At 62.3% G+C, this 26613-nt stretch carries 16 protein-coding genes; 8 read left to right on the top strand and 8 right to left on the bottom strand.

The annotated features are described in order from the left end of the window. The first annotated feature begins 215 nt into the window (after positions 1-215). The 3 genes from BUE09_RS12250 (at position 216) to BUE09_RS12240 (ending at position 7097) form a co-directional block, all read left to right on the top strand. Positions 216-1199, top strand: a complete 984-nt coding sequence (locus BUE09_RS12250; RefSeq protein ID WP_172830715.1) for an NAD(P)/FAD-dependent oxidoreductase — start codon at positions 216-218, stop codon at positions 1197-1199. Positions 1200-1375: 176 nt separating this feature from the next. Further along, positions 1376-2752, top strand: a complete 1377-nt coding sequence (locus BUE09_RS12245) for an L-serine ammonia-lyase (RefSeq protein WP_073301217.1) — start codon at positions 1376-1378, stop codon at positions 2750-2752. Positions 2753-2924: 172 nt separating this feature from the next. Continuing rightward, entirely contained in the window at positions 2925-7097 is a 4173-nt protein-coding gene (locus tag BUE09_RS12240) for a CheR family methyltransferase (RefSeq protein WP_073301216.1), read from the top strand. 208 nt (positions 7098-7305) lie between these two features. On the opposite strand, the gene BUE09_RS12235 is transcribed toward BUE09_RS12240, so the two are convergent. Then, positions 7306-8862, bottom strand: coding sequence for a sigma-54-dependent transcriptional regulator (locus tag BUE09_RS12235; protein ID WP_073301215.1), 1557 nt, complete (start codon positions 8860-8862; stop codon positions 7306-7308). Positions 8863-9129: 267 nt separating this feature from the next. Here BUE09_RS12235 and phhA point away from each other — a divergent pair, with 267 nt between their 5' ends. From phhA to rimA, 4 genes are all read left to right on the top strand, one after another. Further along, positions 9130-9915 carry a phenylalanine 4-monooxygenase gene (phhA, locus tag BUE09_RS12230; RefSeq protein ID WP_073301214.1) on the top strand — a complete coding sequence of 262 codons (786 nt, stop codon included), beginning with the start codon at positions 9130-9132 and terminating at the stop codon, positions 9913-9915. 246 nt (positions 9916-10161) lie between these two features. Next, a complete protein-coding gene (locus BUE09_RS12225; RefSeq protein ID WP_021207507.1) occupies positions 10162-10518 on the top strand; it encodes a 4a-hydroxytetrahydrobiopterin dehydratase in 357 nt (118 codons plus the stop codon). After that, positions 10515-11711, top strand: a complete 1197-nt coding sequence (locus BUE09_RS12220; RefSeq protein WP_073301213.1) for an amino acid aminotransferase — start codon at positions 10515-10517, stop codon at positions 11709-11711. Before BUE09_RS12225 ends, BUE09_RS12220 begins: the two co-directional genes overlap by 4 nt. 765 nt (positions 11712-12476) lie before the next feature. After that, positions 12477-13289, top strand: coding sequence for a S6 modification regulatory phosphodiesterase RimA (rimA, locus tag BUE09_RS12215; RefSeq protein WP_073301442.1), 813 nt, complete (start codon positions 12477-12479; stop codon positions 13287-13289). 6 nt (positions 13290-13295) lie between these two features. On the opposite strand, the gene BUE09_RS12210 is transcribed toward rimA, so the two are convergent. The 7 genes from BUE09_RS12210 to BUE09_RS12180 form a co-directional block, all read right to left on the bottom strand. Continuing rightward, on the bottom strand, positions 13296-13979 hold the full coding sequence (locus tag BUE09_RS12210; protein WP_073301212.1) for a type 1 glutamine amidotransferase domain-containing protein: 684 nt from the start codon (positions 13977-13979) through the stop codon (positions 13296-13298). A gap of 619 nt (positions 13980-14598) precedes the next feature. Then, on the bottom strand, positions 14599-16488 hold the full coding sequence (locus BUE09_RS12205; protein WP_073301211.1) for a methyl-accepting chemotaxis protein: 1890 nt from the start codon (positions 16486-16488) through the stop codon (positions 14599-14601). A gap of 272 nt (positions 16489-16760) precedes the next feature. Beyond that, on the bottom strand, positions 16761-18227 hold the full coding sequence (locus tag BUE09_RS12200; RefSeq protein WP_073301210.1) for a sodium-dependent transporter: 1467 nt from the start codon (positions 18225-18227) through the stop codon (positions 16761-16763). A gap of 76 nt (positions 18228-18303) precedes the next feature. Further along, positions 18304-18945: a maleylacetoacetate isomerase gene (gene maiA, locus BUE09_RS12195; protein ID WP_073301441.1), complete on the bottom strand. Its 642-nt coding sequence runs from the start codon at positions 18943-18945 to the stop codon at positions 18304-18306. A gap of 468 nt (positions 18946-19413) precedes the next feature. Further along, complete coding sequence (locus tag BUE09_RS12190; RefSeq protein ID WP_073301209.1) at positions 19414-20823, bottom strand: sodium-dependent transporter; 1410 nt, start codon at positions 20821-20823, stop codon at positions 19414-19416. A gap of 174 nt (positions 20824-20997) precedes the next feature. Continuing rightward, entirely contained in the window at positions 20998-22092 is a 1095-nt protein-coding gene (locus BUE09_RS12185; RefSeq protein WP_073301208.1) for a Glu/Leu/Phe/Val dehydrogenase dimerization domain-containing protein, read from the bottom strand. A gap of 335 nt (positions 22093-22427) precedes the next feature. Further along, complete coding sequence (locus BUE09_RS12180; protein ID WP_073301207.1) at positions 22428-25898, bottom strand: indolepyruvate ferredoxin oxidoreductase family protein; 3471 nt, start codon at positions 25896-25898, stop codon at positions 22428-22430. A gap of 239 nt (positions 25899-26137) precedes the next feature. Between BUE09_RS12180 and BUE09_RS12175 the strand changes: the two genes are divergently transcribed. Then, entirely contained in the window at positions 26138-26605 is a 468-nt protein-coding gene (locus BUE09_RS12175; RefSeq protein WP_019340442.1) for an Lrp/AsnC family transcriptional regulator, read from the top strand. Positions 26606-26613 lie beyond the last annotated feature (8 nt).

Here is a 26613-nt window from a genome sequence, read left to right as displayed (position 1 = left end):
CGGCGCCTGGCCTTTATTGGAATGCGGATGACGTCGAACCGAGTGCGGAACGACCGTGCCAACCGAGGCGGAAAGTCTTGGCCATCGTCCGTGATGGCACAAGCACCAGAAAGTCCAACCAGCTCTCAAAACAGCACATCTCGCTCATCGGAACGGCCGAACTTTCGAGCCGCGGCCCCTTTCTACAGGCGACATCCTTAGCCATCCGATCAGCCATGAACGAGCTTTCGACCTCCTCCTCGCAAAACCCCGCCGTGATCGACTGCCTGATTGTTGGCGGCGGACCGGGCGGACTGACGGCGGCCCTCTATCTCGCACGCTTCCGGCGTAGCTGCATGGTCGTGGACGCCGGTTCCAGCCGCGCGTCATGGATACCGAAGTCGCACAACTATCCAGGCTTCCCGCCGGGGATCAACGGCAATGATCTGCTGGCTCGCCTGCGGGAACAGGCCAGGGGCTATGGCGCACGGCTCGAGCACGGCCGGGTCGAGCACATCGAGCCTCACGCCGACGGATTCAGCGTGCGCTACGGCGACGCCACCTGCGTGACCCGGCGGATCATCCTCGCCACCGGGATCGAGGACACCCTGCCGGACATGCCGGATGTCGAGCAGGCCATCGCTGAGGGCAAGGTGCGGCTGTGTGCGATCTGCGATGGCTATGAGGTCGACGGGGACAATGTCGCCGTATACGGCGAGGCGGAAAACGCGATCAGCCATGCGGTGTTCCTGCGCACCTTTACCGATCGGGTGACCGTGGTGGTGCACGGCGAGCCCAACGCCTGCGACCAGGCCATCGCGCTAGCCGAGCACTATGACATCCGAGTAATCGGTGACCGAGTCGAGTCCCTTAACCCTTGCGACACCGGTATTGAGCTGCTGACCTGCCGTGGCGAGAGGCATCACTTCGACATCATTTACCCCAGCCTCGGTGCGCGTTTTCGCTCCGACCTGGCGCTGCAGCTGGGCGTCGACTGTGACGAGTGCGGCGGCATCTGGGTAGATGACCACCTGCAAACCACCATGCGCGGCCTTTACGCGATCGGCGATGTGACCCTGGGCCTGAAGCAGATGAGCGTTGCCATCGGCCAGGCGGCGCAAGCGGCGACGGCTGTGCACAACAGCCTCGAAGCCAACCCCTGGGGAGGCTCGGGACTGGATACCGCAGGCAGCGCGGTGGCTGGCAGCACTGGGCGATAGCACGCTAGACCTGCGCAACGAGCCGTTGCGCACACCTCGCCGCAAAGCGCGGCGACATCGTTTTGCTTGTTTGCAGATACGGCCCCGGCCGGCGCACCGCGTTGTCGGTTTTATCCGTCTCCGCCGGTGGTGAAACAGCTAGGCTGTCTGCAAGCCTGTTCGCTTTGGAGCCATTCATGTCACTCAGCGTGTTCGACCTGTTCAAGATCGGTATCGGCCCCTCCAGCTCCCATACGGTGGGGCCGATGCGCGCCGCGTTGCGTTTTGCCGAGGGGCTCAGGCGTGACGACCTGCTTGCCACCACTGAACACCTGAGGGTCGAGCTGTACGGCTCGCTCGGCGCCACCGGCAAAGGCCATGGCAGTGACAAGGCCGTGTTACTGGGTCTCGAAGGCGAGCGGCCCGAGGACGTCGATACGCACGGCATCCCCTCGCGCATGGCGGCAATGCGTGAATCCCACGAGCTGCGCCTGCTGGGCGAAAAACCCATTCGCTTCGAAACCAGCAATGACCTGCAATTCGTCCGTAAACCTTTGTCCTTCCACCCCAACGGCATGATCTTCCGCGCCTTCGATGGCGCCGGCCTGCAGTTGCGCAGTCGCGAGTACTACTCGGTAGGCGGCGGCTTCGTCGTCGACGAGCAAGCTGCAGGCGATGACCGCATCGTCGAGGACACCACGCCCCTGCCCTTCCCCTTTCACAGCGCCAACGAACTGCTCGCGCTGTGCGACACGCAGGGTTTGTCCATCAGCCAGCTGATGCTGGCCAACGAGGCCGCTTGGCGTCCGGAGGCTGAAACACGAGCGGGCCTGCTGAAGATCTGGCAGGTGATGCAGGACTGTGTAAAAGCAGGGTGCAACACTGAAGGGATCATGCCCGGCGGGCTGAAGGTCCAGCGCCGCGCTGCCGGACTTTACCGGCAACTCAGCGGACATCCGGAAGCCAATCTGAGCGACTCGCTCAACGTGCTGGACTGGGTCAACCTGTACGCATTGGCCGTCAACGAGGAAAACGCCGCCGGCGGCCGAGTGGTGACCGCGCCAACCAATGGCGCAGCGGGAATCATCCCGGCACTGCTGCATTACTACTCCCGTTTCATCCGTGGCGCCAACGAAGACGGCGTGGTGCGCTTTCTGCTCACCGCGGCGGCGATCGGCATCCTGTACAAGGAAAACGCGTCCATCTCCGGAGCGGAGGTCGGTTGTCAGGGCGAGGTCGGCGTGGCCTGCTCGATGGGAGCCGGCGCGCTGTGCGAAGTGCTCGGCGGTACGGCGAGACAGGTCGAGAATGCCGCTGAAATCGGCATGGAGCACAACCTCGGACTGACCTGCGACCCGGTTGGCGGGCTGGTGCAGGTGCCGTGTATCGAGCGCAACGCCATGGGTTCGGTGAAGGCCATCAATGCGGCGCGCATGGCACTGCGCGGCGATGGCAGCCACTTCATTTCACTGGATAAGGTGATCCGCACCATGCGCCAGACGGGTGCGGACATGAAGAGCAAATACAAGGAAACCGCGCGCGGCGGGCTGGCGGTAAATATCATCGAGTGCTGACTCCGCTTGCGGCTCATCACGGTCCGTTTCACTGGCAGTAATCCGCATCACGAAGCTTTATCATCCGTTCGGCAGTGTCAGTGGCGGCAAAAGGAATCCGCCTGAGGTCTCGCTGTCTTCCCTAGATGCGTCGCCCGCCCCGGAAACAACCGGAAATAATGCCGAGGATTTGATGACCACCAGCCCTGAGGCGTCCACGCCGAAAAATAGCCAGCTCACCCGCAGTACCCTGAAGTTCCCGGTAGTCGGGATCGGGGCTTCGGCAGGCGGCCTCAAGGCGTTGCTGACCCTGTTCGAACACATGCCCAGCGACTGCGGCATGGCGTTCGTGGTGATCATGCACCTCTCACCCAAGCATGAAAGCAACGTCGACAAGATCCTGCAAAAGGTCACCCGGATGCCGGTGTTGCAGGTCACCCAGCCGGTGCCTATCGAGCAAAATCACATCTACGTGATTCCCCCGGCCATGGACCTGTCGATGAACGACGGCTATTTGCGCCTGGTGAAGCCCGAGCGCGAGCGTGGTGCTCAGGTGGCCATCGACCTGTTCTTCCGCACCCTGGCCGATGTGCATCACACCCACTCCATGGGCATTGTGTTGTCCGGCACCGGCGCGGACGGCTCGGTCGGGCTGGCCCGCATCAAGGAGCAAGGCGGCGTCACCCTGGCGCAGACACCGGAAGATGCCGAATACGATTCGATGCCCCGCAACGCCATCGAAACCGGGATGGTCGATATCGTGCTGCCGGTTGCCGATATGCCCCAGCGGCTGGTCGAACTGCGCCGCAACCAGGAAGTTCTGCTGAACCGGCAGGACCCGATCGCGCCGCCGGGCGACACCGAACAGGCCAACGAAGACCAGGGCGAACTGGAGTCCGCCCAGGCCCATGCACAATCCAAACCGAACGAACTGGCCCTGCGAGAGATTCTCGCGGCACTCCGGGCCCGCACCGGACACGACTTCCGCCATTACAAACAGGCCACGGTGCTGCGCCGCATCGAGCGTCGCATGCAGGTCAATGCCGTGCGCGACATGCCCAGCTACGCCAAGCACCTGCAAAGCCACCCGGAAGAAACGCCGGCTTTGCTGGCTGACATGCTGATCGGTGTAACCAACTTCTTCCGCGACCGCGAGGCGTTCGAAGCGCTGGAGCGCGACATCATTCCGTCGTTGATCGAGCGCAAACAGCACAGTGACGGCAAATCGATTCGCGTATGGGCAGCCGCCTGCTCGACCGGCGAAGAGGCGTATTCCCTGGCCATGCTGCTGAACGACCGGGCGGAAATCAGCAACGCTCATGGAGAAATCCACTCCCAGGTGTTCGCCACCGATATCGATGACCGGGCGTTGGAAACCGCTCGAGCCGGCATTTATCCGGAAGCCATCGTGACCGACGTGCCCCCCACCCGGCTGCGACAGTACTTCATCAAGGAACAGGATCATTACCGCATGCAGAAAGAGCTGCGCGAACGGATCCTGTTTGCCCGCCACAACATCCTGCGTGACCCGCCGTTTTCCAGGCTCGATCTGATCTCCTGCCGCAACCTGATGATCTACCTGGACAGGGACATCCAGCTCGAAGTGCTGCGCATGTTTCACTTCGCCCTCAACCCCGGCGGCTACCTGTTCCTCGGCAGCTCGGAAACCGCCGATGCCTGTAGCCAGCTGTTCGCTCCGGTGGATAAGAAGAACCGTATCTATCGCGCCAAGGAAGTGTCATCCGCGCTGCGTCGCGCGCCCACCGGCCCGTACCATGGCTTTACGCTGAGCGCACCGAGCCGCCCGCCCTTCAGTGAGCCTTCCAGACGCCACCGCAAGTTTTCCTACGCCGAAGTCCACCAGCGTGCGCTTGAGCAATACGCGCCGCCCAGCGTCATCGTTAACCATGACGCCGAGATCGTGCACATGTCCGATCGCGTCGGGAACTTCCTGCGCTATGTCGGCGGCGAGCCTTCGCTGAACCTGACGACGCTGGTGCACCCGCAACTGCGGCTCGAGTTGCGCACCGCGCTGTACCAGGCAACTCACACCGGCAAGAGCGTCGAGGCCCGACGGGTCCGTCTGGAACGCGATAACCGTAGCTTCTACGTCAACATGGTGGTCCGCCCATTCCGCGACAGCGAGGCCGGCAGCGACTACATGCTGGTGATCTTCGACGAGGTCGAAGCCTGCATGGACAGCAGTGCGCTGGAGCATTCCGACACCAAGGACAGCGTGCTGACCCAGCTCGAGGCCGAGTTACACCAGACCAAAGAGCAGTTGCAGATCACTATGGAGCACTCGGAAACCTCAACCGAGGAGTTGCGGGCGTCCAACGAAGAACTGCAGGCGATCAACGAAGAGCTGCGCTCGGCCACCGAGGAACTGGAGACCAGCAAGGAAGAGCTGCAGTCGATCAACGAAGAACTGACCACGGTCAACTTCGAACTCAAGGCCAAGGTCGACGAAACCAGCAAGATCAACGATGACCTGCAGAACCTGATCTCCTCCACCGACATCGCCACGGTGTTCGTCGACCGCAAGCTGCGCATCAAGTGGTTCACGCCCCGCGCGCGCGACATCTTCAATGTGATTGGCAACGATGCCGGCCGCTCGCTTTCGGACATCACCCATCGCCTCGATTATCAGCAGCTGCACACGGATGCCGCCAAAGCCTTCGAGGAGCTTCATCTGGTCGAGCGGGAAGTCAGGTCCAGGGATGACAACCGCTGGTACCTCGCGCGTTTCGTGCCCTACCGCACGCTGGATGACCGCATTCAAGGCGCCGTGCTGACCTTCATCGACATCACCGACCGGCGCCGTGCCGAAGAAAGCCTGCGCGCCGGTGAAGCCCATATGAAGCTCCTTGCACAGAGCACCAAGGGCTACGCCATCATCACGCTGGACTGCGAGGGCCTCATCACCACCTGGAACCGTGGCGCGGAAAAGGTCTTCGGCTACGGCGAGCAGGAGGTGATCGGCCAAAGCATCGACATGCTCTATACCGAAGAGGACCGCAACCAGGGTGTGCCCAACGCCGAACGCCAGCGTGCCCTTGAGCAAGGTCAGGCCACCGATGAGCGCTGGCACGTGCGTCAGGATGGCAGCCAATGCTTCTTCAGCGGCCTGGTCAACCCGCTGGTGGACAACGATGGAACCGTCATCGGCTTTGCCAAGATCGCCCGCGACCTCACCGAGGCGCGAGAGCACGACGCCCATCAGCGCAACGAGCTGGAAAACATCCAGGCTGCCAACATGCAGAAGGATCAGTTCTTCGCCGTGCTTTCGCACGAGCTCAAGCACCCGCTGAACCTGATCCAGCTCAACACCGATTTGGTCGCACGGTCCCAGGCCGCGAAAAATTTCCCAAGCTTGCGCAAGGCAACCCAGTCGATCCAGAACGCGGTTCGCAGCCAGTCACGGATCATCGATGACCTGATGGACGTGTCCCGCATCCGTACCGGCAAACTGAAACTGCAATTTTCGACGCTGCAGTACCAGGAGGTTCTGCGCGGCATCGAAGCGGTGTTCGCCCCGCTGGCGCAAGCCGAGAACGTCACCTTCGAGGCGTTCAAACCGGAGCAGCCGATCTATGTGCTTGCCGACCCGACGCGCCTCGATCAGATCATCTGGAACCTGTTGAACAACGCCTGGAAATTCACCAAGGGTGGCGAGCGCATCTGCATGCAACTCGAGCGCGACGGTGAGCAGGCGCGGCTGGATGTCATCGACAGCGGCGAAGGCATATCAGCAGACTTCCTACCCAAGGTGTTCGACATGTTCGGCCAGGCGGAAATGCAACATGCGCAGCGCTCCAAGCATGGCCTAGGGATCGGCCTGGCGCTGGTCAAGCAACTGGTAGAAGCCCATGGCGGCCGTATCGAAGCCTTTTCCGAAGGCATCGGGCGCGGTGCCCGTTTCAGCGTCTGGCTGCCGATCCACCTGCAGACCGAGCTGGAGCTCAGCGAGTTGGAGCACGACGGGGATATGGGAGGCTTGGCCGACATTCGCATCCTGCTGGTAGACGACTCGCCGGACATCCTTGAAACCATGTGCGAACTGCTGGAAAGCGAAGGCGCCAAGGTCACCACCGCCGACGGCGGCGCCCAGGGCATCGAACTCGCTGAGCAGAGCGCCTACGATGTGATCGTCTCCGACATAGGCATGCCGGAGATCGACGGCCACAAGATGATGGCGGCGATCCGCGGCGGCAAAACCAATGCCGACACGCCCGGCATCGCCCTGACCGGTTACGGCACCCTGCGCGACGTGGAAAAGGCCAAGGCCGCCGGCTTTACCCTTCACCTGCGCAAACCGATCGATCTGCAAGCCCTGATCGACGCAGTGACCCAAGCGGTGCACTAGCCGGGCGCGCGATGGCTCGCTGCTCTTCGCAGCAGTGGGCCCGCGCAACACAGGGCCTCAACTGCGCAAGAATTGCTTTCCGTGGAGCGAGGGGGACGCCGAGTCCTTGCTCGTGAACCGCGGCGACGAGCGCGACGCCGATACTTAGGCCCACTCCGCTTCGCCAGCATGCTGGCGCCTACAGACAGGTGCAGTACCGCGACGGCGATCAGCCGTCCTTGCCGATCCCGTACCCCCGCAGCTTGTTGGCCACGGTGGTGTGCGAAACGCCGAGGCGTTTGCCCAGCAGCCGGCTGCTCGGATGGCGTTGATACAACTCCTGCAACACTGCCTTTTCGAAGCGGCCGACGATGCTGTCCAGATCGCCGTCCAGCGAGAAGTCACCCAACGGCTGCGGTGAGCCGTAGTCGGGCAGGCGGATGTGTTCGGGCTTGATCACCCCGCCCTCGCACAACGAAGCCGCCTGAAACAGCGTGTTTTCCAGCTGCCGCACGTTGCCTGGCCAGTGATAGCCGGCCAGCCGTTCCAGTGCTTCGGGCGACAGGCTCGGCAAGGCACAACCGATCTGCCGGCTGGCCTGATCGAGAAAATGCAGCGCCAGAGGCTCCAGCCCGTCCAGGCATTCACGCAGCGGCGGAATGTGCAGCGACAGCACATTGAGCCGGTGATACAGGTCCTGGCGAAATTCACCCTTGGCGCAGAGTTCCGACAGGTCCAGCTGCGTCGCGCAGATCACCCGCACATCCAGGAAGACCTCCTCGTCACTGCCCACCCTGCGAAAGCAGCCGTCCTGCAGGAAACGTACGAGCTTGGCTTGCAAGCGGTTACTCATCTCGCCAACCCCATCGAGAAACAGGGTGCCGCCGGTGGTCAGCTCGAGCAGGCCGAGCTTGCCCTCTGGCCGTGCGCCTTCGAAAGCGCCGGGGCCATAGCCGAACAACTCGGTCTCGGCCATGGATTCCGGCAGGCCGGCGCAGTTGAGGGCCATGAACGGCGATTGCCCGCGCGGGCTGGACAGGTGACAGGCGCGCGCCAGCAGTTCCTTGCCGGTGCCAGTCTCGCCCTCGATGAGCAGCGGTGCATCCAGCGGCGCCATCCGCCGTGCCTCGCGAACCACGGCGGCCATCACTTTCGAGCTCTGGAAGATGCTGTCGAAGCCGCGAAGCTCCTGTTTGCGCACGTTGTAGATGCGCTCACCGACACGGTCGGCGCGATGCAGCGTCAGCACCGCGCCAGCCAGGGCTTCGCTGTCATCGTGCTCCGACTGCAGCGGTGCGATGTCGGCGAGGAAGACGTCGCCCTTGATGGTTACGCGCAGGCCGTTGATGCGCGCCTTGTTCGCACGCACCAACTCCGGCAAGTCGAAATCCTCGGCGTAGCGGGACAGGCTCATGCCAGGCACCTCATCCACGCGAACGCCGAGCAACTGCGCCGCGGAACGGTTGGCCGCGACGATCGCGCCAGCCATATCGACGGACAGCACGGGAAATTCCAGCGCGCCGAGCAGCGCATTGAGTTCCAGCGAATGCCGTTCGCTGGGCATCAGCCCAACCTTGCGCACGTCGAACACGCCCTGCAGCGCCTCGATCTTCGGTCGCAGGGCTTGCAGCTGAAGGTTCATCAGGTTGGGGCAATGCAGGTAGACCGCATTTCCATGCTCGCCGCCGACTTCGCCGCGCGCCACGTTGATCCCGTAATCGACCAGCAGTTCGAGCATGTCACGGAGAATGCCAATGCGGTTCTGGCAGTGAATCTTGATACGCATGCAAGGTGCCTTTGGGCTTGTTGTTATAAGCGGCGTCCACTTTCTGCGGATCGCCTTTGATTTTCGTCAAGATTATTTGACAGAGACTCCATCAAGCAAGGCGATATCTCAACGATCGCACCCAACTGTAATCATTTCGTTACAACGCACAGTTCGCACTCACGCGTCTCGCGGCGTCAACGGACTCGCCACAGCGCTGGCAGCGCGATCAGATGGGGCATCCCATAACAACAAAGACTCAAGCGGCCGCCCCGCTCAGGAGGTCAGATGAAAGCCACTAAATACGTAGCCCGCGAACCGGATGCGCACGGTCACATCCACTACCCGGACACTGAGCATGCGGTTTGGCAGACGCTGATCGAACGCCAGCTGAAGTTGCTCGACGGCCGTGCCTGCCAGGAATACCTGGACGGCATCGAACAGCTCGCGCTGCCCCACGACCGCATCCCCCAGCTGGGCGAAGTCAACCGCGTGCTGGATGCGACCACCGGCTGGCAGGTTGCCCGTGTGCCGGCGCTGATTCCCTTCCAGACCTTTTTCGAGCTGCTGGCGAGCAAACGCTTTCCAGTCGCCACTTTTATCCGCACCCCGCAAGAACTGGATTACCTGCAGGAGCCGGACATCTTCCATGAGATCTTCGGCCACTGCCCGCTGCTGACCAACCCCTGGTTCGCGGAATTTACCCACACCTACGGCCAGCTAGGCCTGAAGGCGACCAAGGAAGAGCGCGTCTACCTGGCGCGCCTGTACTGGATGACCATCGAGTTCGGTCTGGTGGAAACTTCAGCCGGTCGGCGCATCTACGGCGGCGGCATCCTCTCCTCGCCAAAGGAAACGCTCTACAGCCTGTCCGATGAGCCCGAGCACCAAACATTCGATGTGGTCGAAGCCATGCGTACGCCGTATCGCATCGACATCCTGCAGCCAGTGTATTTCGTGCTCCCCGAGCTCAAGCGGCTGTTCGAGGTGGCCCATGAAGACATCATGGCCCACGTACGCACCGCCATGCAGCTGGGCCTGCACCAGCCGAAATTTCCGCCAAAAGCGGCGTAGGGTGGAAAACTGCGAAGCATTTTCCACGCGTTGGTTTCTTACACCGCGGCGTCTGGCAGTTTTGTAGGGTGGGCTTCAGCCCACCGATGTTGCCTAGGCATTCCTTAGCGGGCTGGACGGTGGGTTGAAGCCCACCCTACGTTGCCCAGGCAATGTGCCGGACCGAACCCGACGCGTGGACAAGCCTCCGGCGTTGTCCACCCTACGTTGCTTAACTCTTATCAACCTCATCACAAGGACCCCACCATGACTGCTCTCACCCAAGCCCACTGTGAAGCCTGCCGCGCCGATGCACCGAAGGTGTCCGATGACGAACTGGCCGAGCTGATCAAGCAAATTCCCGACTGGAACATCGAGACCCGTGACGGCCACATGGAGCTCGAGAAGGTCTTCCTGTTCAAGAACTTCAAGCACGCTCTGGCCTTTACTAACGCCGTCGGCGAGATCGCCGAAGCCGAAGGCCATCACCCGGGCCTGCTGACCGAATGGGGCAAAGTCACCGTCACCTGGTGGAGCCACTCGATCAAGGGCCTGCACCGCAACGACTTCATCATGGCCGCCCGCACCGACGAGGTCGCGAAAACCGCTGAGGGCCGCAAGTGAAGCATTTCAGCGACGTGGCACGGGTCCCCGGTGACCCGATTCTCGGTCTGCTCGATGCCTATCGCGCCGACCCGAATCCGGCCAAGCTAGATCTGGGCGTCGGCGTCTACAAGGATGCGCTGGGCCTGACGCCAATCCCCAAGGCCGTGAAGCTGGCCGAACAGCGGCTGATCGAAAGCGAGAAAACCAAAAGCTACATCGGGGGCCACGGTGATCCGCTGTTCGGCGAGCAGTTGCTCAAGCTTGTCCTGGGTGAAGGCTCGCCGGCACTGGTCGAGAACCGCGCCGGCTGTACCCAGACACCCGGTGGCACCGGCGCGCTGCGTCTAGTGGGTGACTTCATTGCCAAGTGCCTGCCGGGCCGCAGCCTTTGGCTCAGCGACCCGACCTGGCCGATCCACGAGACGCTGTTCGCCGCGGCGCGGTTGAAGGTCGAGCACTACCCCTACGTGAATACACACAACCGATTGGACGTACCGGCTATGCTCGCCGCGCTGGAGCAGATCCCCAGCGGTGACGTGGTGCTGCTGCACGCCTGCTGCCATAACCCCACGGGTTATGACCTGTCCCGGGACGACTGGCGTCAGGTGCTGGAGATCGTTCGTAAACGCGAGCTGCTGCCGCTGTTCGACTTTGCCTATCAAGGCTTCGGCGATGGGCTGGATGAAGACGCCTGGGCGGTGCGGCTGTTCGTCGACGCGCTGCCAGAGGTGCTGATCACCAGCTCCTGCTCGAAGAATTTCGGCCTCTACCGCGAGCGCACCGGTGCGTTGATCGTGGTCGCCGCCGACGGAGAGTCGCTGATTGATGTTCGCAGCCAATTCGCCTCGGTGGCGCGCAACCTCTGGTCAACCCCACCGTCCCATGGCGCCGCTGTGGTCGCGACGATTCTTTCCAACCCTGAGCTGCGTCAGCTCTGGCAACAGGAAGTCGCCGCCAAACGCGAACGCATCGCCGGTTTGCGCAAAGGCTTGGTAGACGCCCTCGTACCGCACGGTCTGGCTGAACGCTTTGCGCACATCGCGCAGCAGCGCGGGATGTTCTCCTACACCGGTCTGACCGCTGAACAGGTGCTGCGCCTTCGCCGCGAGGATGCGGTGTACCTGGTAGAAAGCGGGCGCGCCAACATTGCCGGGTTGGATGCCGAGCGGCTCGATCAACTGGGGGCGGCTATTGCCCGTGTCGTGGCCTGACGTGACGTCAGGCCAGTCACAACAAGCGAAAAAGGCGAGCGACGATACGGCAGGGCGATCAAATTAACGCTCAGGAGCGCGCCATGCATGCGAATCGCGGGCGCGGCCCGCTCCTACGTTTGCCGTGCTTCCAGCTTGTGGGCCGGGCGAGAGTATCGCGTGAACCGCGTTACAGCCAGGAAGCCGATCCTTCGTGCTGTGCAATTCGCGGCGCTTGCCGGCGGTTTGAATTAGCTATTCAGCAGGCTAATCGTGCCCGCTCGGGTGGCCCGCACGCACGCACCACAGCGCGCTACCCGTAAGTGCCAGCCAGACGGCCGAGGCCAACCACAGCGCACTGTCACAATCCCCCCCGGCGCTATCCCCTGGCGAGCACTGTTCTGCCCCTCTCGACGCCACGGCTGAAAGCACGACGTGGGAACGGTCTTGACCGCGAACAATGCCCGTCACTCCGTTCCAATAACAAACCACACGGGGCGCCCACATCGCCAACTGGGCCGCGCCCCTATCGCGACAAAGCCAGCGTCGATGACCAACCCCTGCTTGCAGGTCAGTGTCGCCCCTGCTCGCCCTATCCGGTCGGTAGTCCGAAAAGCGGAACCCGACTTTACCTTCGTCATAGCATTAAGCCATCATCGATAACGTTTTATGGGCTACAAGACACCTTGTCATGCTTACGAAATAGCGCGGGCTGGCGACGAACGGACTCCAGCCTTGGCAGCGCTGGTCGCTATCTTCCGCAACAGGTCCAAAGTGGGTTCGCACATGAGTCGAAGCAACACCGAAGGCAATCCAGCCCCAACCGAATACGCCTGTCACTCGGCAAGCGAACATGGCGCCTGCCCCAGCTGCGCCAGCGGCGAGCGCCTGGGCTTTCGCTTCAGTTATGCCTACCAACCGATCGTCGACATTGCCAAGCGCGAGATCTTCGCCCACGAAGCTCTGATCCGCGGCGTCAATGGCGAACCGGCACCCAGCGTGCTGTCGCAGGTAACGGAGGACAATCGCTTCCGTTTCGATCAGGCCTGCCGGGTCAAGGCGATTAAGACAGCCGCCAAGCTGGACATGCAGACCAAGCTGTCGATCAATTTCCTGCCCAATGCCATTTACCGTCCCGAGCTGTGCATCCGCTCGACGCTCGAAGCAGCTCGCGCCCACAATTTCCCCGTCGAGCGGATCATCTTCGAAACCGTCGAAGGCGAGCGCATCAGCGATGCCAAGTGGCTGACCGAGGTCTTCCGCGAATACCAGCGCATCGGCTTTCTCACCGCGATAGACGATTTCGGTGCGGGCTATGCCGGGCTCAACCTACTGGCTGATTTCCAGCCAGACATCATCAAGCTGGACATGGACCTGATCCGGGGGATCGACCAGAGTCGCGCCCGCCAGGCCATCGTCCGGGGCACCGTAGGCATCTGCGCCGAGTTGGGAATCAAGGTGATCGCCGAAGGCGTGGAAACCGCCGACGAGTGCAGCGCCCTGCAGGACCTGGGTATCAGCCTGCTGCAGGGCTATCTGTTCAGCAAACCGCTGTTCGAAACCTGCAGCCAGACCGAGTCCCTGATCTGGCCGGGCTGAAGGACTTCAGCGGGTCTTCAGCAGTTTGAGCAATTCTCGCGCGGCTTCTTCGGATGACGCCGGGTTCTGGCCTGTCACCAAAAGGCCATCGACCAGCACGTAGGAGGACCAGTCCGGTCCCTTGCTGTAGTCGCCGCCGATTTCCTTGAGCTTGTCTTCGAGCAGGAAGGGGACCACCTCGGTGAGTTCGACGCCTTCCTCTTCGGTGTTGGTAAAGCCGGTCACGCGCTTGCCCTTGACCAGATACTCGCCATCCACCCCGCGCACCTGAACCAACGCCGCCGGTGCGTGGCAGACCGCGCCCACTGGTTTTCTTGCCTTGATGAAGGATTCAATCAGCGCGATGGAGGTCGCGTTGCTTGTCAGGTCCCACAGCGGGCCATGGCCACCGGGGTAGAACACCGTGTCGAAGTCTTCCGCCGAGATATCGTCCAGCTTGTGCGTGTTGGCGAGGAGGGCCTTCGCCTCGGCATCATTCTTGAAGCGCTGGGTCAGCTCCGTCTGGGCGTCTGGCGCATCACTTTTCGGGTCCAGCGGGGGCTGTCCGCCTTTCGGCGAGGCCAGGACGATCTCGGCGCCGGCGTCCTTGAAGACGTAATAAGGCGCGGCAAATTCTTCGAGCCAGAAGCCGGTGGGTTCGCCGGTATCGCCGAGCTGGTCGTGGGACGTGAGCACGATGAGAACTTTCATGGGGTCTCCTTTGAACGGGGCCCGAATGCGGGCCATGGTTCATCTCGACCATGAGGGTGGGGAATGGGTCAATTACGTGGCCCGCGGTAATCGCCGCCACGACATATGGTTCACGCCACCACTGCTTTCCGCAGGAACGAGGGGGACGATTTGTATTGCTTGCGAAGCTCTTAGCTTTGGGTTTGCTGAGTGGTCCCTATTGGCGAGTTGCCGAGGCATTGGTTTCGCCCTGGGCGACTCACTTTTTTCAATTGCCAAAAAAGTAAGCAAAAACGCTTGCCCCTGCATCCGGCCCCGGCTGCGCCGGGGTCCCCTCGCTCCGGTAACGTTCCAGGGGCCCTTCGCGGCGACGCTCGGAGCAGCGATGGAATGAGGGCAGTCGAGCGCAGCGAACCGGGGACACCTAGTCCGGATGCAGGGGCAAGACTTTTTGGTTCCTTTGGGCGGGGCCGGCCATCCGGCGACTGCCAAAAGGGACTCGCCCAGCAGGGCGAAACCAATGCTTCGGCCGACACCGCAATTAGGCCGACCTCATGAAGCCCAAGAGCTTCGCAACCGCGACGCCTATTTGTTGCCCACAAAAAAAGGGCGCCTAAGCGCCCTTTCACCCAACACCAGATCAGATTCTGAAACTCCCCACCAACTGCTTCAACCTCGCAGCCTGCTGCTCCAGATCCCCACACGCCCGCAAGGTCGAGTGCAGGTTCTCCACACCCTCCTGGTTCAAGGTGTTGATCTCGGTGATATCCATGTTCAGCGACTCGATCACCGAGGTCTGCTCTTCTGTGGCGGTGGCCACCGACTGGTTCATCGCGTCGATCTCACCGATGCTGCGGGTCACGCTGCCGAGCCGTTCGCCGGCCTGGTTGGCGATGCCGACGCTCGATTCGCTCTGGCGCTGGCTTTCGGTCATGGTGCTCACCGAGTCGCGCGCACCGACCTGCAGCTTCTCGATCATCCCGTGAATTTCCTGTGCCGACGTCTGGGTGCGATGGGCCAGGCTCCGCACCTCATCAGCCACCACCGCGAAGCCTCGTCCGGCTTCACCGGCGCGCGCCGCCTCGATGGCTGCGTTGAGCGCTAGCAGGTTGGTCTGCTCGGAGATGCCCTTGATCACGTCGAGGATCTGTCCGATGCCAACGGTCTGCGTATTCAGCGCCTCGATCTGCGCACAGGACGCGCTGATGTTGTTCGACAGTTGCCTCATCGCCTCGATGTTCTGCTCGACGACCTTGCGTCCGTCTTCGGCCTGATGGCTGGCACCGCTGGCCTGCTGCGAGGCATCAGCGGCGTTCCGTGCAATTTCCTGAGCCGCGGCGCCAAGCTGGTTGATCGCCGCCGCCACGCTGTTGGTGCGGCTGGCCTGCTCGTCGGAGTTGGCCATCGAGGAGTTTGAGGTTGCCAGCACGCGGTGTGCGACCTCGTTGACCTGGTCGGTTGCCGACGCCACGTCCCGAATCGACCCATGGATACGCTCGACGAAGCGGTTGAACGCCAGCGCCAGGGTGCCGAATTCATCTTGCGACTCCACCTTCAGGCGGCGCGTCAGGTCGCCCTCACCTTCGGCGATATTGGTCATCGCACGGCCCATGTCGGTTAGCGGACGCATCAGCACGCGAATCAGCATGCCCAGCAATACCATGATGAACACCACAGCGATGACAGTGGCGACGAGCGCCGAGGTACGGAAACTCGACAACGCCGCGTAAGCCTTTTCCTTTTCTACGGAAATGCCGACGTACCAGGTCACCGAAGGCAGGCCGGGCACCGGGCTGAAGCTGAGGATGCGTGCCTGGCCATCCAGCTCCGCTTCGCTCAGGCCTTCGGTCACGGACGGGGTGTTCTGTGGATAGATCTCAGCCAGGGTCTTCATGACCTTGGTCTTGTCCGGATGGACCAGCACCTTGCCGTCGCCGCTGACCAGAAAGGCATAGCCCATGCCATCGAAGCTGAGGGCGTTGATGATATCCACCAGCGCCTGCAAACCCAGATCTCCCCCAACCACGCCAATGGTCTGACTGCCTTCTCGGGCAGGGGTGGCAATGGTGATGATCAGCGCACCAGTGGCCGCGTCCATGTAGGGCTCTGTCAGCGTCGAACCGTCAGCGGCAACCGCTTCCTTGTACCAAGGGCGGGTGCGCGGATCGTAGCCGGCCGGCATTTCATCTTCGGGACGCATGGTGAATTGGCCGTTCTGCTCACCGAGATAGGTGAACCCGAAGGTGGAAGTCAGCGCTTTCTGTTCGAGCAGGCTGGGCACCGCGTCGTCGGAGCGGTCGTTGCCAATCGATTGCGCTGCGCTCTCGATCAGCAGGATGCGGCCGGACAGCCAGTTGTGGATGTTATGGGCGGTCACTTCGCCCATCTCATTCAGATAGCTTTCGAGATTGTCGCGAATTGCATTGCGCTGCAGATAGTCGTTGAACAGGGTGAACAGGGCGAAAGTTGCGATCACGACAAGTGACGCGGCGAGGAGGATCTTGTGGCTGAATTTGAGACGTCTAGGCATGGGGCAAGTCCGGATCGGGTCTGGATCGAATGGGCAATCGCTAGCCTGGTTGAGCATTCATGCGTTACATCCGTGCTATCGGCTTGGGTCAATGGACCTTTAGCCCAGAGGATTCGTTGGAATAGGCTCGAACGCCCGCCAGCCGCGCGCTTGAGCGGGTTCTGCATGACACTCACACATCCTGTATCAGTCCGCCGACCGGCTTTCGCCACAAACAAAAACGGCACTTCCGTTGCCGGAAGTGCCGTCTGGTCACTGGGGTTAGCGCCGGTTCAGGCGTTGCGCCCAACCAATGCCGGCAGAACCCGCGGGCGCAGCCCTTCACCCAGGATGGTCAGCGCACCGATCGCGCCGACGATCCAGTACCAGCGCGCCAGCGGGTCGAAGCCCAGCCAACCCAGCGCGTGCAGGAACACCATCATGATCAGCACCGGGCAGACGTAGCGGACCATGAACAGCCACAGCGCATACCCCAGCGGCGGCAAATCCAGTTCGTCGCGCATGATCTCGCTGCGCAGCACGTAGCCGGCAAAGACCACGATGAAGATGCCGCCCAGCGGCATCATCCAGCGCGATGTCAGGTAATCCAGCCAGTCAAAGAAGTTTTTGCCGAACGGCGTCCAGCCAGCCATGAGGTTGAACGAGAGCATTGCGAGCAGGCTGATGACCAGCAGCACCGCGCCGGCACCCATGGCGGCCTTCAGTCGGCTGATGTCGTGCTTCTCGTTGAGGTAGGCGACGGTCGCCTCGATCATCGAGATGGCAGACGTCAGCGCGGCAATGGAGACCATAGCGAAGAACAGGGTGCCGAACAGCGTGCCGAACGGCATCTGTTGGAAGGCCAGTGGCAGGCTCATGAAGATCAGACCAGGGCCGGCGGTAGGGTCCATGCCGTTGGCGAAGATGATCGGGAAGATGGCCAAACCGGCCAGCAGCGCCACGCAGGTATCGGCGATGGCCACCATGAAGGTGGTCCGCGCAATGGACTGACCGTCGGGGATATAGGAGCCATACGTAAGAATGGCGCCGGACGCCAGGCTTAGCGTGAAGAAGGCATGCCCAAGCGCGGCCAGCAACGCCTCACCGGTGAGCTTGGACGTGTCAAAGCTGAACAGGAAGGCGAAGCCCTGATCGAAGCCACCACTGGTAAAGGCATAGCCGACCAGGATCAGCAGCATGATCGCCAGGCCCGGCATCATCCAGCGCACCGCGCTTTCGATGCCCTGCTGTACGCCTTTGGCCACGATCCACAACGTCAGGAGGGCTACCAGCACACTCCAGCCACCCAGCTGCCACGCGTTGGCGTTATGCGCCTCGAACACCTGTGCCAGGCTATCGACGGAACTGGCCGCAAGCGAGCCGTCGAGCATTTTGACGGTGTAAGCAAACGCCCAGCCAGCCACCACCACGTAGAAGCAGAGAATCAGAAAGCCGGCCGCCATGGCCATGCCGCCGACACCCTTCCACACCGGGCTGCTACCGTTCTCGCGCACAGCCCGGCCGATGGCATCAATGGGGCTGCCACGGCCGCGGCGACCGATGGCGATTTCGGTCATCATCACTGGGATGCCGATGGCGAGGATGCACGCCAGGTACATCAGCACGAAGGCGCCACCGCCGTATTCGCCGGTGATGTAAGGAAACTTCCAGATATTGCCGAGGCCGACGGCCGAGCCGGTCGCGGCGAGAATGAAGCCCCAGCGGGAGAGCCAGAGATTCTTGGGTTTTTCACGGGTCATGCGTCACCTGTTTATTTTTATCTGTGACGATAATCGAACCCGCCGCGCGCGTGGCGCGACGGAGTGGCAAGGCAAATTATTGAGCGTCGGGCTGCACCTCCGGAGCTGCTTTGGCAAAGGCTTCGAGGGCTACGCACTGCTCGGTCATCTGCAAAATGCGCGGGTACGCACTGAGGTCACAGGCAAAACGGCGCGCATTGTATACCTGAGGAATCAGGCATGCCTCCAGATAACCCGGCCGTCTGCCGAGTGACAGTTTGCCGTCGAAGGCAGCCAGCCCCTCCTCGACCCCGGCGAGCCCTGTGGTGATCCAGTGCTGGATCCACTGCTGCTTCGCCTCATCCTGGAGGCCCAGCGGGCCACTGAGGTACTGCAGCACGCGCAGGTTGTTCAGCGGGTGCAGGTCGCAGGCAATGTGCAGCGCCAACGAGCGCACCCGAGCACGATCGGCGGGGTCATCCGGCAGCAACGCCGGCAGCGGAAAGATCTCCTCCAGGTATTCAAGAATCGCCAGCGATTGACTGATGCGCTCGTCACCGTCGACCAGCAGCGGCACCAGCTCCTGCGGATTGAGTGCCTTGTACTCCGCCGAACGCTGCTGGCCGCCGTCCTTGACCAGATGCACGGGCAGGTTCTCGTAGGCGAGGCCTTTCAGATTCAACGCAATGCGTACCCGGTAGGCCGCGCTGGAACGCCAGTAGCCGTAGAGCTTCAGCATGGCTGCCGAACCGGCCGTTGTGGTTGTGTCAGTGCTCATAACGCTCCCAGTGCAGGTTTCTCAATAAGGCAAACCCTATGACCACCCCGTGGCCATGTTTGTGGATAAGCCCGCTAAGCATGCGGAGTCGACTTGGCCGCGCCCATCACAAACCAGTCGGAGGAGCTCCACAAGCCCACATTCAGTGCCATGCGCAGCGTTGCGAAGGCTGAGCTGGAAGCTTTTCTTTACAACGCGATGGAAGGCCCGGAGGAGGAGCTTGTAAGCCGTCCTACGTAACGAAAAGCTGACAAGCGCGCTGCCAGACACCGCATTCTCTGGTTCGCTCCCGTGGGCTGGTGGGCTGAAGCCCACCCTACTTTTTTCGACCGAGGGTCGCCTGATCCCCAGCTGCGTAGGGTGGGCTTTAGCCCACCGAGGCCTGTGCAGGCCGCTGCCCTGTCATACGACTAAGATCGCCAATGCCGGTTAAATCAAACCGCTCAGATTGAGAAATACCAGCACGATCGCCAGTGGTGTGCCGAAGCGCAGCAGCAACCACCACGCGCGGAACAGCCCGCCCTGACCAATGCCGATGGCCTCGCGCACCGTTTGCTCCTTCAGCACCCAGCCGGTGAACAGCACCGTACACAGCCCGCCCAACGGCATCAGCCAATTGGTGGTCAGGTAATCGAGACTGTCAAAGAAGGTTTTACCGAACAGCATGTACTCGGACCAATAGTTGAACGAGAACACGCTGCCCAAGCTCAGCAGCCACAACAACGCGCCGCTGGTCAGCACCGCCTTCATGCGGCTCATACCGAAGCGCTCGGTCATCCAGGCGATGCTCGGCTCGCTCAGCGATATGGCCGACGTCAGCGCGGCGATCACCAGCATGATGAAGAACAACCCACCCACAAGCTGGCCCAGCGGCATCTGCCCGAAGGCGATCGGCAGGGTGACGAAGATCAGCCCAGGCCCAGCACCCGGCTCCAGACCATTGCCGAATACCAGCGGAAAGATCGCCAGGCCGGCCAGCAGGGCGACGGCCGTATCAGCGAGGGCAACCAGAATCGAGGTTTTGGCGATCGAAGTGCCTTCCGGCAGGTAGGAGCCATACACCATCATCGCGCCGCAGCCGAGGCTGAGCGTGAAGAAGGCATGCCCCAGTGCAATCAGAACGCTGGTGGCGGTCAGCTTGGAGAAGTCCGGCACGAACAGGAATTCCACGCCGCGGGCGAACTCACCGTTGAGCGCCGCATAGCCGACCAGCGCCAGCAAGAGGACGAACAGGCCCGGCATCAGGAAACGCAGCGAACGCTCCAGCCCGCCGCGCACCCCAAGCCCGACGATCAACATGGTCGCTGCCAGCACCAGGCTGCCGCAAAGGATCAGCCGCAGCGGGTTGGCGAGCAAAGCGCCGAACAGTTCGCCGCTCGCCTCTCCGGTCACACCGTTGAAGCCGCCGCTGAGGGTGGTCGGCACGTAAGCCAGGGCCCAGCCGGCCACCACCAGATAAAAGCTGAGAATAAGAAAGCCGGTCAGCCCGCCAAGCCAACCCGCCACGCGCCATTTCGTACTGGCCCCTGCTTCCCGAGCCAGGCGCGCAACAGCGCCGTCGGGGTTCTGCCGACCGCGGCGGCCGATCATCACTTCAGCCATCAGCAACGGAATACCGATCAACAGAATGCAGCCGAGATAGACCAGCACAAAGGCGCCACCGCCGTTTTCGCCGGTGATGTAGGGGAATTTCCAGATATTGCCCAGGCCGACCGCCGACCCGGTGGCGGCCAGGAAGAACACCCAGCGCGAGGACCAGAGGCCGCGCGCCGCGCTTTGCTGAGTTCGGACGGAGGCGCCACCGAGCGTACCGGCGGCGAGGCTGCTTTTGTCAGTCATTGCGGATTCCTGCTTGTTGTTTTTGTCAGGCTGATGTCGTTGGGTGTACCGCGAAAACGAGCTAAAGGGCCGTCCGAGCCTAGATTGGCTGGGCGGTCCGTTCGCTGTTTCCGCTAAGGGCTTGGCAGTACGGCTTCAATGCTAAAAAGAACGGGCGGCACAGGCCGCCAACGCTTATGCGTGCAGCCGTTGCTCGCTAGGCTGTCCGACCCGCTCGCCGTCCTGGAGCCGCTCCAGGGCTAGACGGTCCGCAATGATCGAGGTCGGCTCGCCACTGGCCGCAGCACGGTTGAAGATTTCACGCAGCGTGTCGGCGATGCCTTTGACGTGCGCATCGATCTGCGCCGCGTTGCCACCCACCCGTTGGTAATACACATCAATGATGCCGCCGGCGTTGATCGCATAATCCGGCGCGTACAGATGATTGCGACGCTGCAGCTCGACGCCGATCTCCGGGCTCGCCAGCTGGTTGTTCGCGGCACCGGCGATCACCGGCGCACGCAGGTGCTGAAGGGTTTCGGCGTTGAGGATGCCGCCCATGGCGCAGGGCGCGAACACATCCACATCCAAGCCGTAGATGTCGTGCGGGCGCACGGCGTTCGCGCCCAGCTCTTCGACGGCCTGTCGCACGTTGGCATCGAAGATGTCGCAGACCCACAGCTCGGCGCCGGCTTGTTTGAGGTGGCGGGCCAGACCGAGCCCGACATGGCCGACACCCTGGATCGCAACTTTCAACCCCTGCAGATCATCCCGACCGAGGCGCTGGCGCACGGCCTCACGCAGGCCGACGAATACACCGAGCGCGGTGGACGGTGACGGGTCGCCGCTGGCGATGCTGCCGTCCAGCGTGGTGCGAGGTGTAGCGCCGATGACATGGCGGGTGCGCTGGGCAAAGGCCTGCATTTCCGGCTCGCCAGTGCCGGAATCGGCCGCCGTGATGTAGCGACCACCGAGGCTGTCGACGAAATCGCCCATGGCATGCAGCAGGGCCTGGCTCTTGCCGGTATGCGGGTTACCGATGATCACGGCTTTGCCGCCGCCGAGCTTGAGACCGGCCAAGGACGACTTCAGCGTCATGCCGCGAGACAGACGCAGCACGTCGCGCACGGCATCGTCGTCGCTGGCGTAGGGAAACATGCGGCAGCCGCCCAACGCCGGGCCGAGCGTGGTGTCATGGATGGCGATGATGGCGCGCAGACCCGATGCCTTGTCATGGCAGAACACCACCTGTTCGTGGCCATCGAAATCGGGATGGGTGAAAACGGACATTTGCGGATTCCTCTTTTGTTGTTCTGTTCGAGAGCGCTGTTACCAAGCGCCTTCATATGTTCTGGGCGCCTTACTAGGGGCCCTTTCGTAGGCTGGCCTGTCGGCGCTCCCGGTACACACGTCCTTGGGATGCGGTGGGCTGAAGCCCACCCTACGGTTGGTGTCGTTCGGCGCATCGAGCCAGCCTCAGCGGCTGTGAGGTAGGTGAGCCGGGCCCGGCACGATCGCCACTCGTAGGGTGGGCTTCAGCCCACCAGATTCCCGACTCGCCCTACGACGGGCGTTAGCCCTCACAACCCACAACCGCTGCCGGTGGGCCGAAGCCCACCCTGGGTTCACGCCGCGGGCTCAAACAACCGCACGGCCTGCACCTCGTCGCCACGGTTCAGCTGCTCCTTGAGTAGCTTCTCCTGCTGACGAGCCTTGGCGATCGAGCGCTCCTTCACCGGGCCATAACCACGGATCAGCTCGGGTAGCGCGGCGATAGCCACAGCGGTGCGATAGTTGGTCGGCTTGAGTTTCGCCAGCAGTCCGTCGAGGTTGCGCTCGTACTCGCTGATCAACTCGCGCTCCACACGGCGGTCATGGCCGTAGCCGAACACGTCCAGCGGCGTCCCGCGCAGGAATTTCAGCTTGGCCAGCACGTTGAAGGCGTTCAGCACCCAAGGCCCAAGTTCACGCTTGCGCGGCTCGCCAGTGGTGCTGTCGCGTTTGGCCAGCCAGGCCGGTGCCAGGTGGAACTGCAGCTTGTAGTCGCCTTCGAACTGCGCCTCGAGCTGCTGGCGAAACTCCGGCTCGCTGTACAGCCGCGCCACCTCGTACTCGTCCTTGTAGGCGAGCAGCTTGAAGTAGTAACGCGCCACGGCTTTCGAGAGCGCCAGGTCATCCGCGGCATCCACCGCACGCACGCGCTCGACCATCGAGCGATAGCGCTTGGCATAGGCCGCATTCTGGTAGCGGGTGAGGAAGTTCATGCGCCAGTCGACGATTTCTTCCAGGGTCTGGCAAATAGGCTCGGCCATTTCAGCCGGACGCGCCAGCTTCTCGACCGCCTCGCGCTCCAGTGCCGCACGACGGCCCCAGCGGAACGCTTGCTGGTTCAGCTGTGCGGCGACGCCGTTGATGCTGATGGCCTTTTCGATGGCCTCAGCGGACAGCGGCAACAACCCCTGCTGATAGGCAAAGCCCAACAGGAACAGGTTGGTGGCGATGCTATCGCCCAGCAGCCGAGTGGCCAGGTAGGTCGCGTCGATGAAGTGGGTTTTCTCTGCGCCCACCGCATCGACCAGCGCATCACGCATGGCCTTGCCCGGCACCTGAGCATCAGGGTTACGGGTGAACTCAGCGGTTGCCGACTCGTGACTATTGATCACCGCGTTACTGATCTGATCGTTGAGGCGGGTCAGGGAATCCTCGCCGGCAGCCACCACCAGATCGCAGCCCAGCAGCAGATCGGTTTCGCCTGCGGCGATGCGCACGGCATAGATATCGTCTTGCTTGGCGGCGATACGCACGTGAGTGACCACCGGGCCGAACTTCTGCGCCAGACCGGCCTGGTCGAGCACGGTGCAGCCCTTGCCTTCCAGATGCGCAGCCATGCCCAGCAGCGCGCCGAGGGTGGTCACACCGCTGCCGCCAACGCCTGGAATCAGCACGTTCCAAGGGCGGTCCAGCATCGGGTGCTGCGGCTCAGGCAATGTCGCTGCCTCGATACCGCCCGCCATGGCCTCAGGCTTGCGCAGCCCGCCACCGTGCACGGTGACAAAGCTCGGGCAGAAGCCTTCGACGCAGGAAAAGTCCTTGTTGCAGGCGTTCTGGTCGATCTCGCGCTTGCGCCCCAGTTCGGTTTCCAGCGGCATCACCGCCAGGCAGTTGGACTTCTCGCCGCAGTCGCCACAGCCCTCGCAAACGGCCGGGTTGATGAAGGCACGCTTGGCCGGATCTTCCAGCTTGCCGCGCTTGCGCCGACGACGCTTCTCGGTGGCGCACGTCTGGTCATAGATGATCACCGAGACACCCTTGAACTCGCGCAGCTCGCGCTGCACGGCGTCCAGATCGCGACGGTGATGGAAGCTGGTGATCTGCGCAAAGGTTTCGCGGGTCGGGTATTTGTCCGGCTCGTCACTGACCAGCGCGATGCGTTTCACGCCTTCATCAGCGATCTGCCGACTGAGCTGATCGACACGCAGTTCGCCGTCGATGGGCTGGCCACCGGTCATGGCCACTGCATCGTTGTAGAGAATCTTGAAGGTGATGTTCACCCCGGCCGCCACTGCGGCGCGCACGGCCAGGCTGCCAGAGTGGAAGTAGGTGCCGTCGCCGAGGTTCTGGAACATGTGCGGCGTGTCAGTGAACGGCGCCTGGCCGATCCAGTTGACGCCCTCGCCACCCATCTGGGTGAAGGTCTCGGTGCGCCGATCCATCCACTGCACCATGTAGTGACAGCCAATGCCGGCCGAGGCGCGGCTGCCCTCCGGCACCTTGGTCGAGGTGTTGTGCGGGCAGCCGGAGCAGTAATGCGGCGTGCGCACAGTGTCATAGCTACGAGCGGCCAGCGCCTTTTCCTTCGCTGACAGAAACGCGAGCCGCGCCTGGATGCTGTCGCTGGTGTAGATCGGCGCGAGACGCTTGGCGATCACCCGGGCGATCATCGCCGGGGTCAGTTCGGAGAGGTTCGGCAGCAAGGACGTACCGTGCTCATCGAACTCGCCGACCACCCGTGGGCGCTTGTCCAGCGGCCAGTTGTAGAGCTGCCCGGTGAGCTGGTCTTCGAGGATGCTGCGCTTTTCCTCGACCACCAGAATCTCGTCGAGACCCTGGGCAAATTCATGCACGGAAACCGGCTCCAGCGGCCAGCTCATGCCGACTTTCAATACGCGCAGGCCGACGGAGGCGCACAGCGCTTCGTCCAGCCCGAGGTCGTCCAGTGCCTGGCGAACATCGAGATAGGACTTGCCAGTAGTGATGATGCCCAGTCGCGGGTTCGGCGAATCGAGCATCACCTGGTTGAGATTGTTGGCCCGGGCAAAGGCGCGCGCGGCGTAGATCTTGTACAGATTGAGGCGCTTTTCCTGCGCCAGCGGCGGGTCCGGCCAGCGGATGTGTACGCCGTCTTCGGGCAGTTCGAAGTCATCAGGGATGCGCGTTTTCACGCGGAGCGGATCGACTTCAACAACCGCGGAGGAGTCGACGTTCTCGGCGATGGTCTTGAGCGCCACCCAGCAACCGGAATAGCGCGACAGCTCCCAGCCGATGATGCCGTAGTCGAGGATTTCCTGGACGTTGGACGGGTTGAGCACCGGGATCGAGGCGGCAATGAATGCGTGTTCACTCTGGTGCGGCAATGTCGAGGATTTGCAGCCGTGGTCGTCGCCGGCCAGCAGCAGCACGCCGCCATGGGGCGAGACGCCAGCCGCGTTGCCGTGCTTGAAGACGTCACCGGAGCGGTCGACACCCGGCCCCTTGCCGTACCACATGGCGAACACGCCGTCGTACTTGGCGCCCGGAAACAGGTTGGTCTGCTGACTGCCCCAGACCGCCGTCGCCGCCAGTTCCTCGTTGAGGCCCGGCTGGAAATGGATGGCGTGCTGCTTCAGGTAATCGCGCGCTTCCCAGAGGCTTTTGTCCAGCATGCCCAGCGGCGAGCCGCGGTAGCCGGAGATAAAGCAACCGGTGTTCAGGTTTTGGGCTTGGTCGCGTTGATGCTGCAGCATGGGCAGGCGGGTCAGCGCCTGGGTGCCGGTGAGGTACAGATGTCCGGTTGCGAGCCGGTACTTGTCATCCAGGCGGATCTCGGCCAATGACATGTGGCGCTCCTGTTTGTTTTTATCGGAGTCTGGACGGCTTCTTAAGCCATCCGCCTAACAAGGCTGTGGGAGCTGCACGGAAAGCTTTCCCACGCCAGCACACAGCAAGGGATCACCTCACCGTTGCGCGTTGGATAAGAGTTTGGCCGTGACGCCGAGCGATTTTCTTTCTACTTTTGCTGTGTAAGCGCACTCGCGTGCATGATCCATCCACTAACAACAACAAAAAGAGCACAACCATGCAGACCCCACTCAGCAGCATCGACCGCAAGATTTTGCTGCTGCTGCAACACAACGCCGACCTGTCCGCTGCGGAGATCGCCGAAAAGGTCGAGCTGTCGCAATCGCCGTGCTGGCGCCGCATCAACCGCATGCAGGAAGAAGGGCTGATCGAACGCAAGGTCGCGCTGCTCAATCCTAAAAAGCTCGGGCTGAACATGACGGTGTTCGTCAACATCAAGCTGTCAGCGCATGGCCGCAGCAACCTCGACGAGTTCGAGCGCGCCGTCGTGGGTTATCCCGAGGTGCTGGAATGCCACACCATGGCCGGCGAGTCGGACTACCTGCTCAAGGTGGTGGCCAAGGACATCGACAGCTACGAGCGTTTTCTGCGCGATCAGCTGTTGCAGCGGCCGCACGTGCAGGAAGCGCATTCCCATATCGCCATGAGCGAAGTGAAACGGACGACCGAGTTGCCGTTGGATTAGCGCAGCGA

The sequence above is a fragment of the Stutzerimonas xanthomarina DSM 18231 genome (genome assembly GCF_900129835.1).
Lineage (GTDB): Bacteria > Pseudomonadota > Gammaproteobacteria > Pseudomonadales > Pseudomonadaceae > Stutzerimonas > Stutzerimonas xanthomarina.
The sequence above is the reverse complement of the archived record's forward strand: the minus strand, read 5'-3'. Positions and strand labels throughout refer to the sequence as shown.

What these genes read in the sequence shown, in the direction of transcription:
- BUE09_RS12200 (WP_073301210.1), bottom strand. Translation starts at nt 18,227, where the DNA reads ATGACCCGTGAAAAACCCAAGAATCTCTGGCTCTCCCGCTGGGGCTTC.
- BUE09_RS12175 (WP_019340442.1), top strand. Translation starts at nt 26,138, where the DNA reads ATGCAGACCCCACTCAGCAGCATCGACCGCAAGATTTTGCTGCTGCTG.
- phhA (WP_073301214.1), top strand. Translation starts at nt 9,130, where the DNA reads ATGAAAGCCACTAAATACGTAGCCCGCGAACCGGATGCGCACGGTCAC.
- BUE09_RS12225 (WP_021207507.1), top strand. Translation starts at nt 10,162, where the DNA reads ATGACTGCTCTCACCCAAGCCCACTGTGAAGCCTGCCGCGCCGATGCA.
- BUE09_RS12185 (WP_073301208.1), bottom strand. Translation starts at nt 22,092, where the DNA reads ATGTCCGTTTTCACCCATCCCGATTTCGATGGCCACGAACAGGTGGTG.
- BUE09_RS12190 (WP_073301209.1), bottom strand. Translation starts at nt 20,823, where the DNA reads ATGACTGACAAAAGCAGCCTCGCCGCCGGTACGCTCGGTGGCGCCTCC.
- BUE09_RS12180 (WP_073301207.1), bottom strand. Translation starts at nt 25,898, where the DNA reads ATGTCATTGGCCGAGATCCGCCTGGATGACAAGTACCGGCTCGCAACC.
- rimA (WP_073301442.1), top strand. Translation starts at nt 12,477, where the DNA reads ATGAGTCGAAGCAACACCGAAGGCAATCCAGCCCCAACCGAATACGCC.
- BUE09_RS12245 (WP_073301217.1), top strand. Translation starts at nt 1,376, where the DNA reads ATGTCACTCAGCGTGTTCGACCTGTTCAAGATCGGTATCGGCCCCTCC.
- BUE09_RS12235 (WP_073301215.1), bottom strand. Translation starts at nt 8,862, where the DNA reads ATGCGTATCAAGATTCACTGCCAGAACCGCATTGGCATTCTCCGTGAC.
- BUE09_RS12240 (WP_073301216.1), top strand. Translation starts at nt 2,925, where the DNA reads ATGACCACCAGCCCTGAGGCGTCCACGCCGAAAAATAGCCAGCTCACC.
- BUE09_RS12205 (WP_073301211.1), bottom strand. Translation starts at nt 16,488, where the DNA reads ATGCCTAGACGTCTCAAATTCAGCCACAAGATCCTCCTCGCCGCGTCA.
- BUE09_RS12250 (WP_172830715.1), top strand. Translation starts at nt 216, where the DNA reads ATGAACGAGCTTTCGACCTCCTCCTCGCAAAACCCCGCCGTGATCGAC.
- maiA (WP_073301441.1), bottom strand. Translation starts at nt 18,945, where the DNA reads ATGCTGAAGCTCTACGGCTACTGGCGTTCCAGCGCGGCCTACCGGGTA.
- BUE09_RS12210 (WP_073301212.1), bottom strand. Translation starts at nt 13,979, where the DNA reads ATGAAAGTTCTCATCGTGCTCACGTCCCACGACCAGCTCGGCGATACC.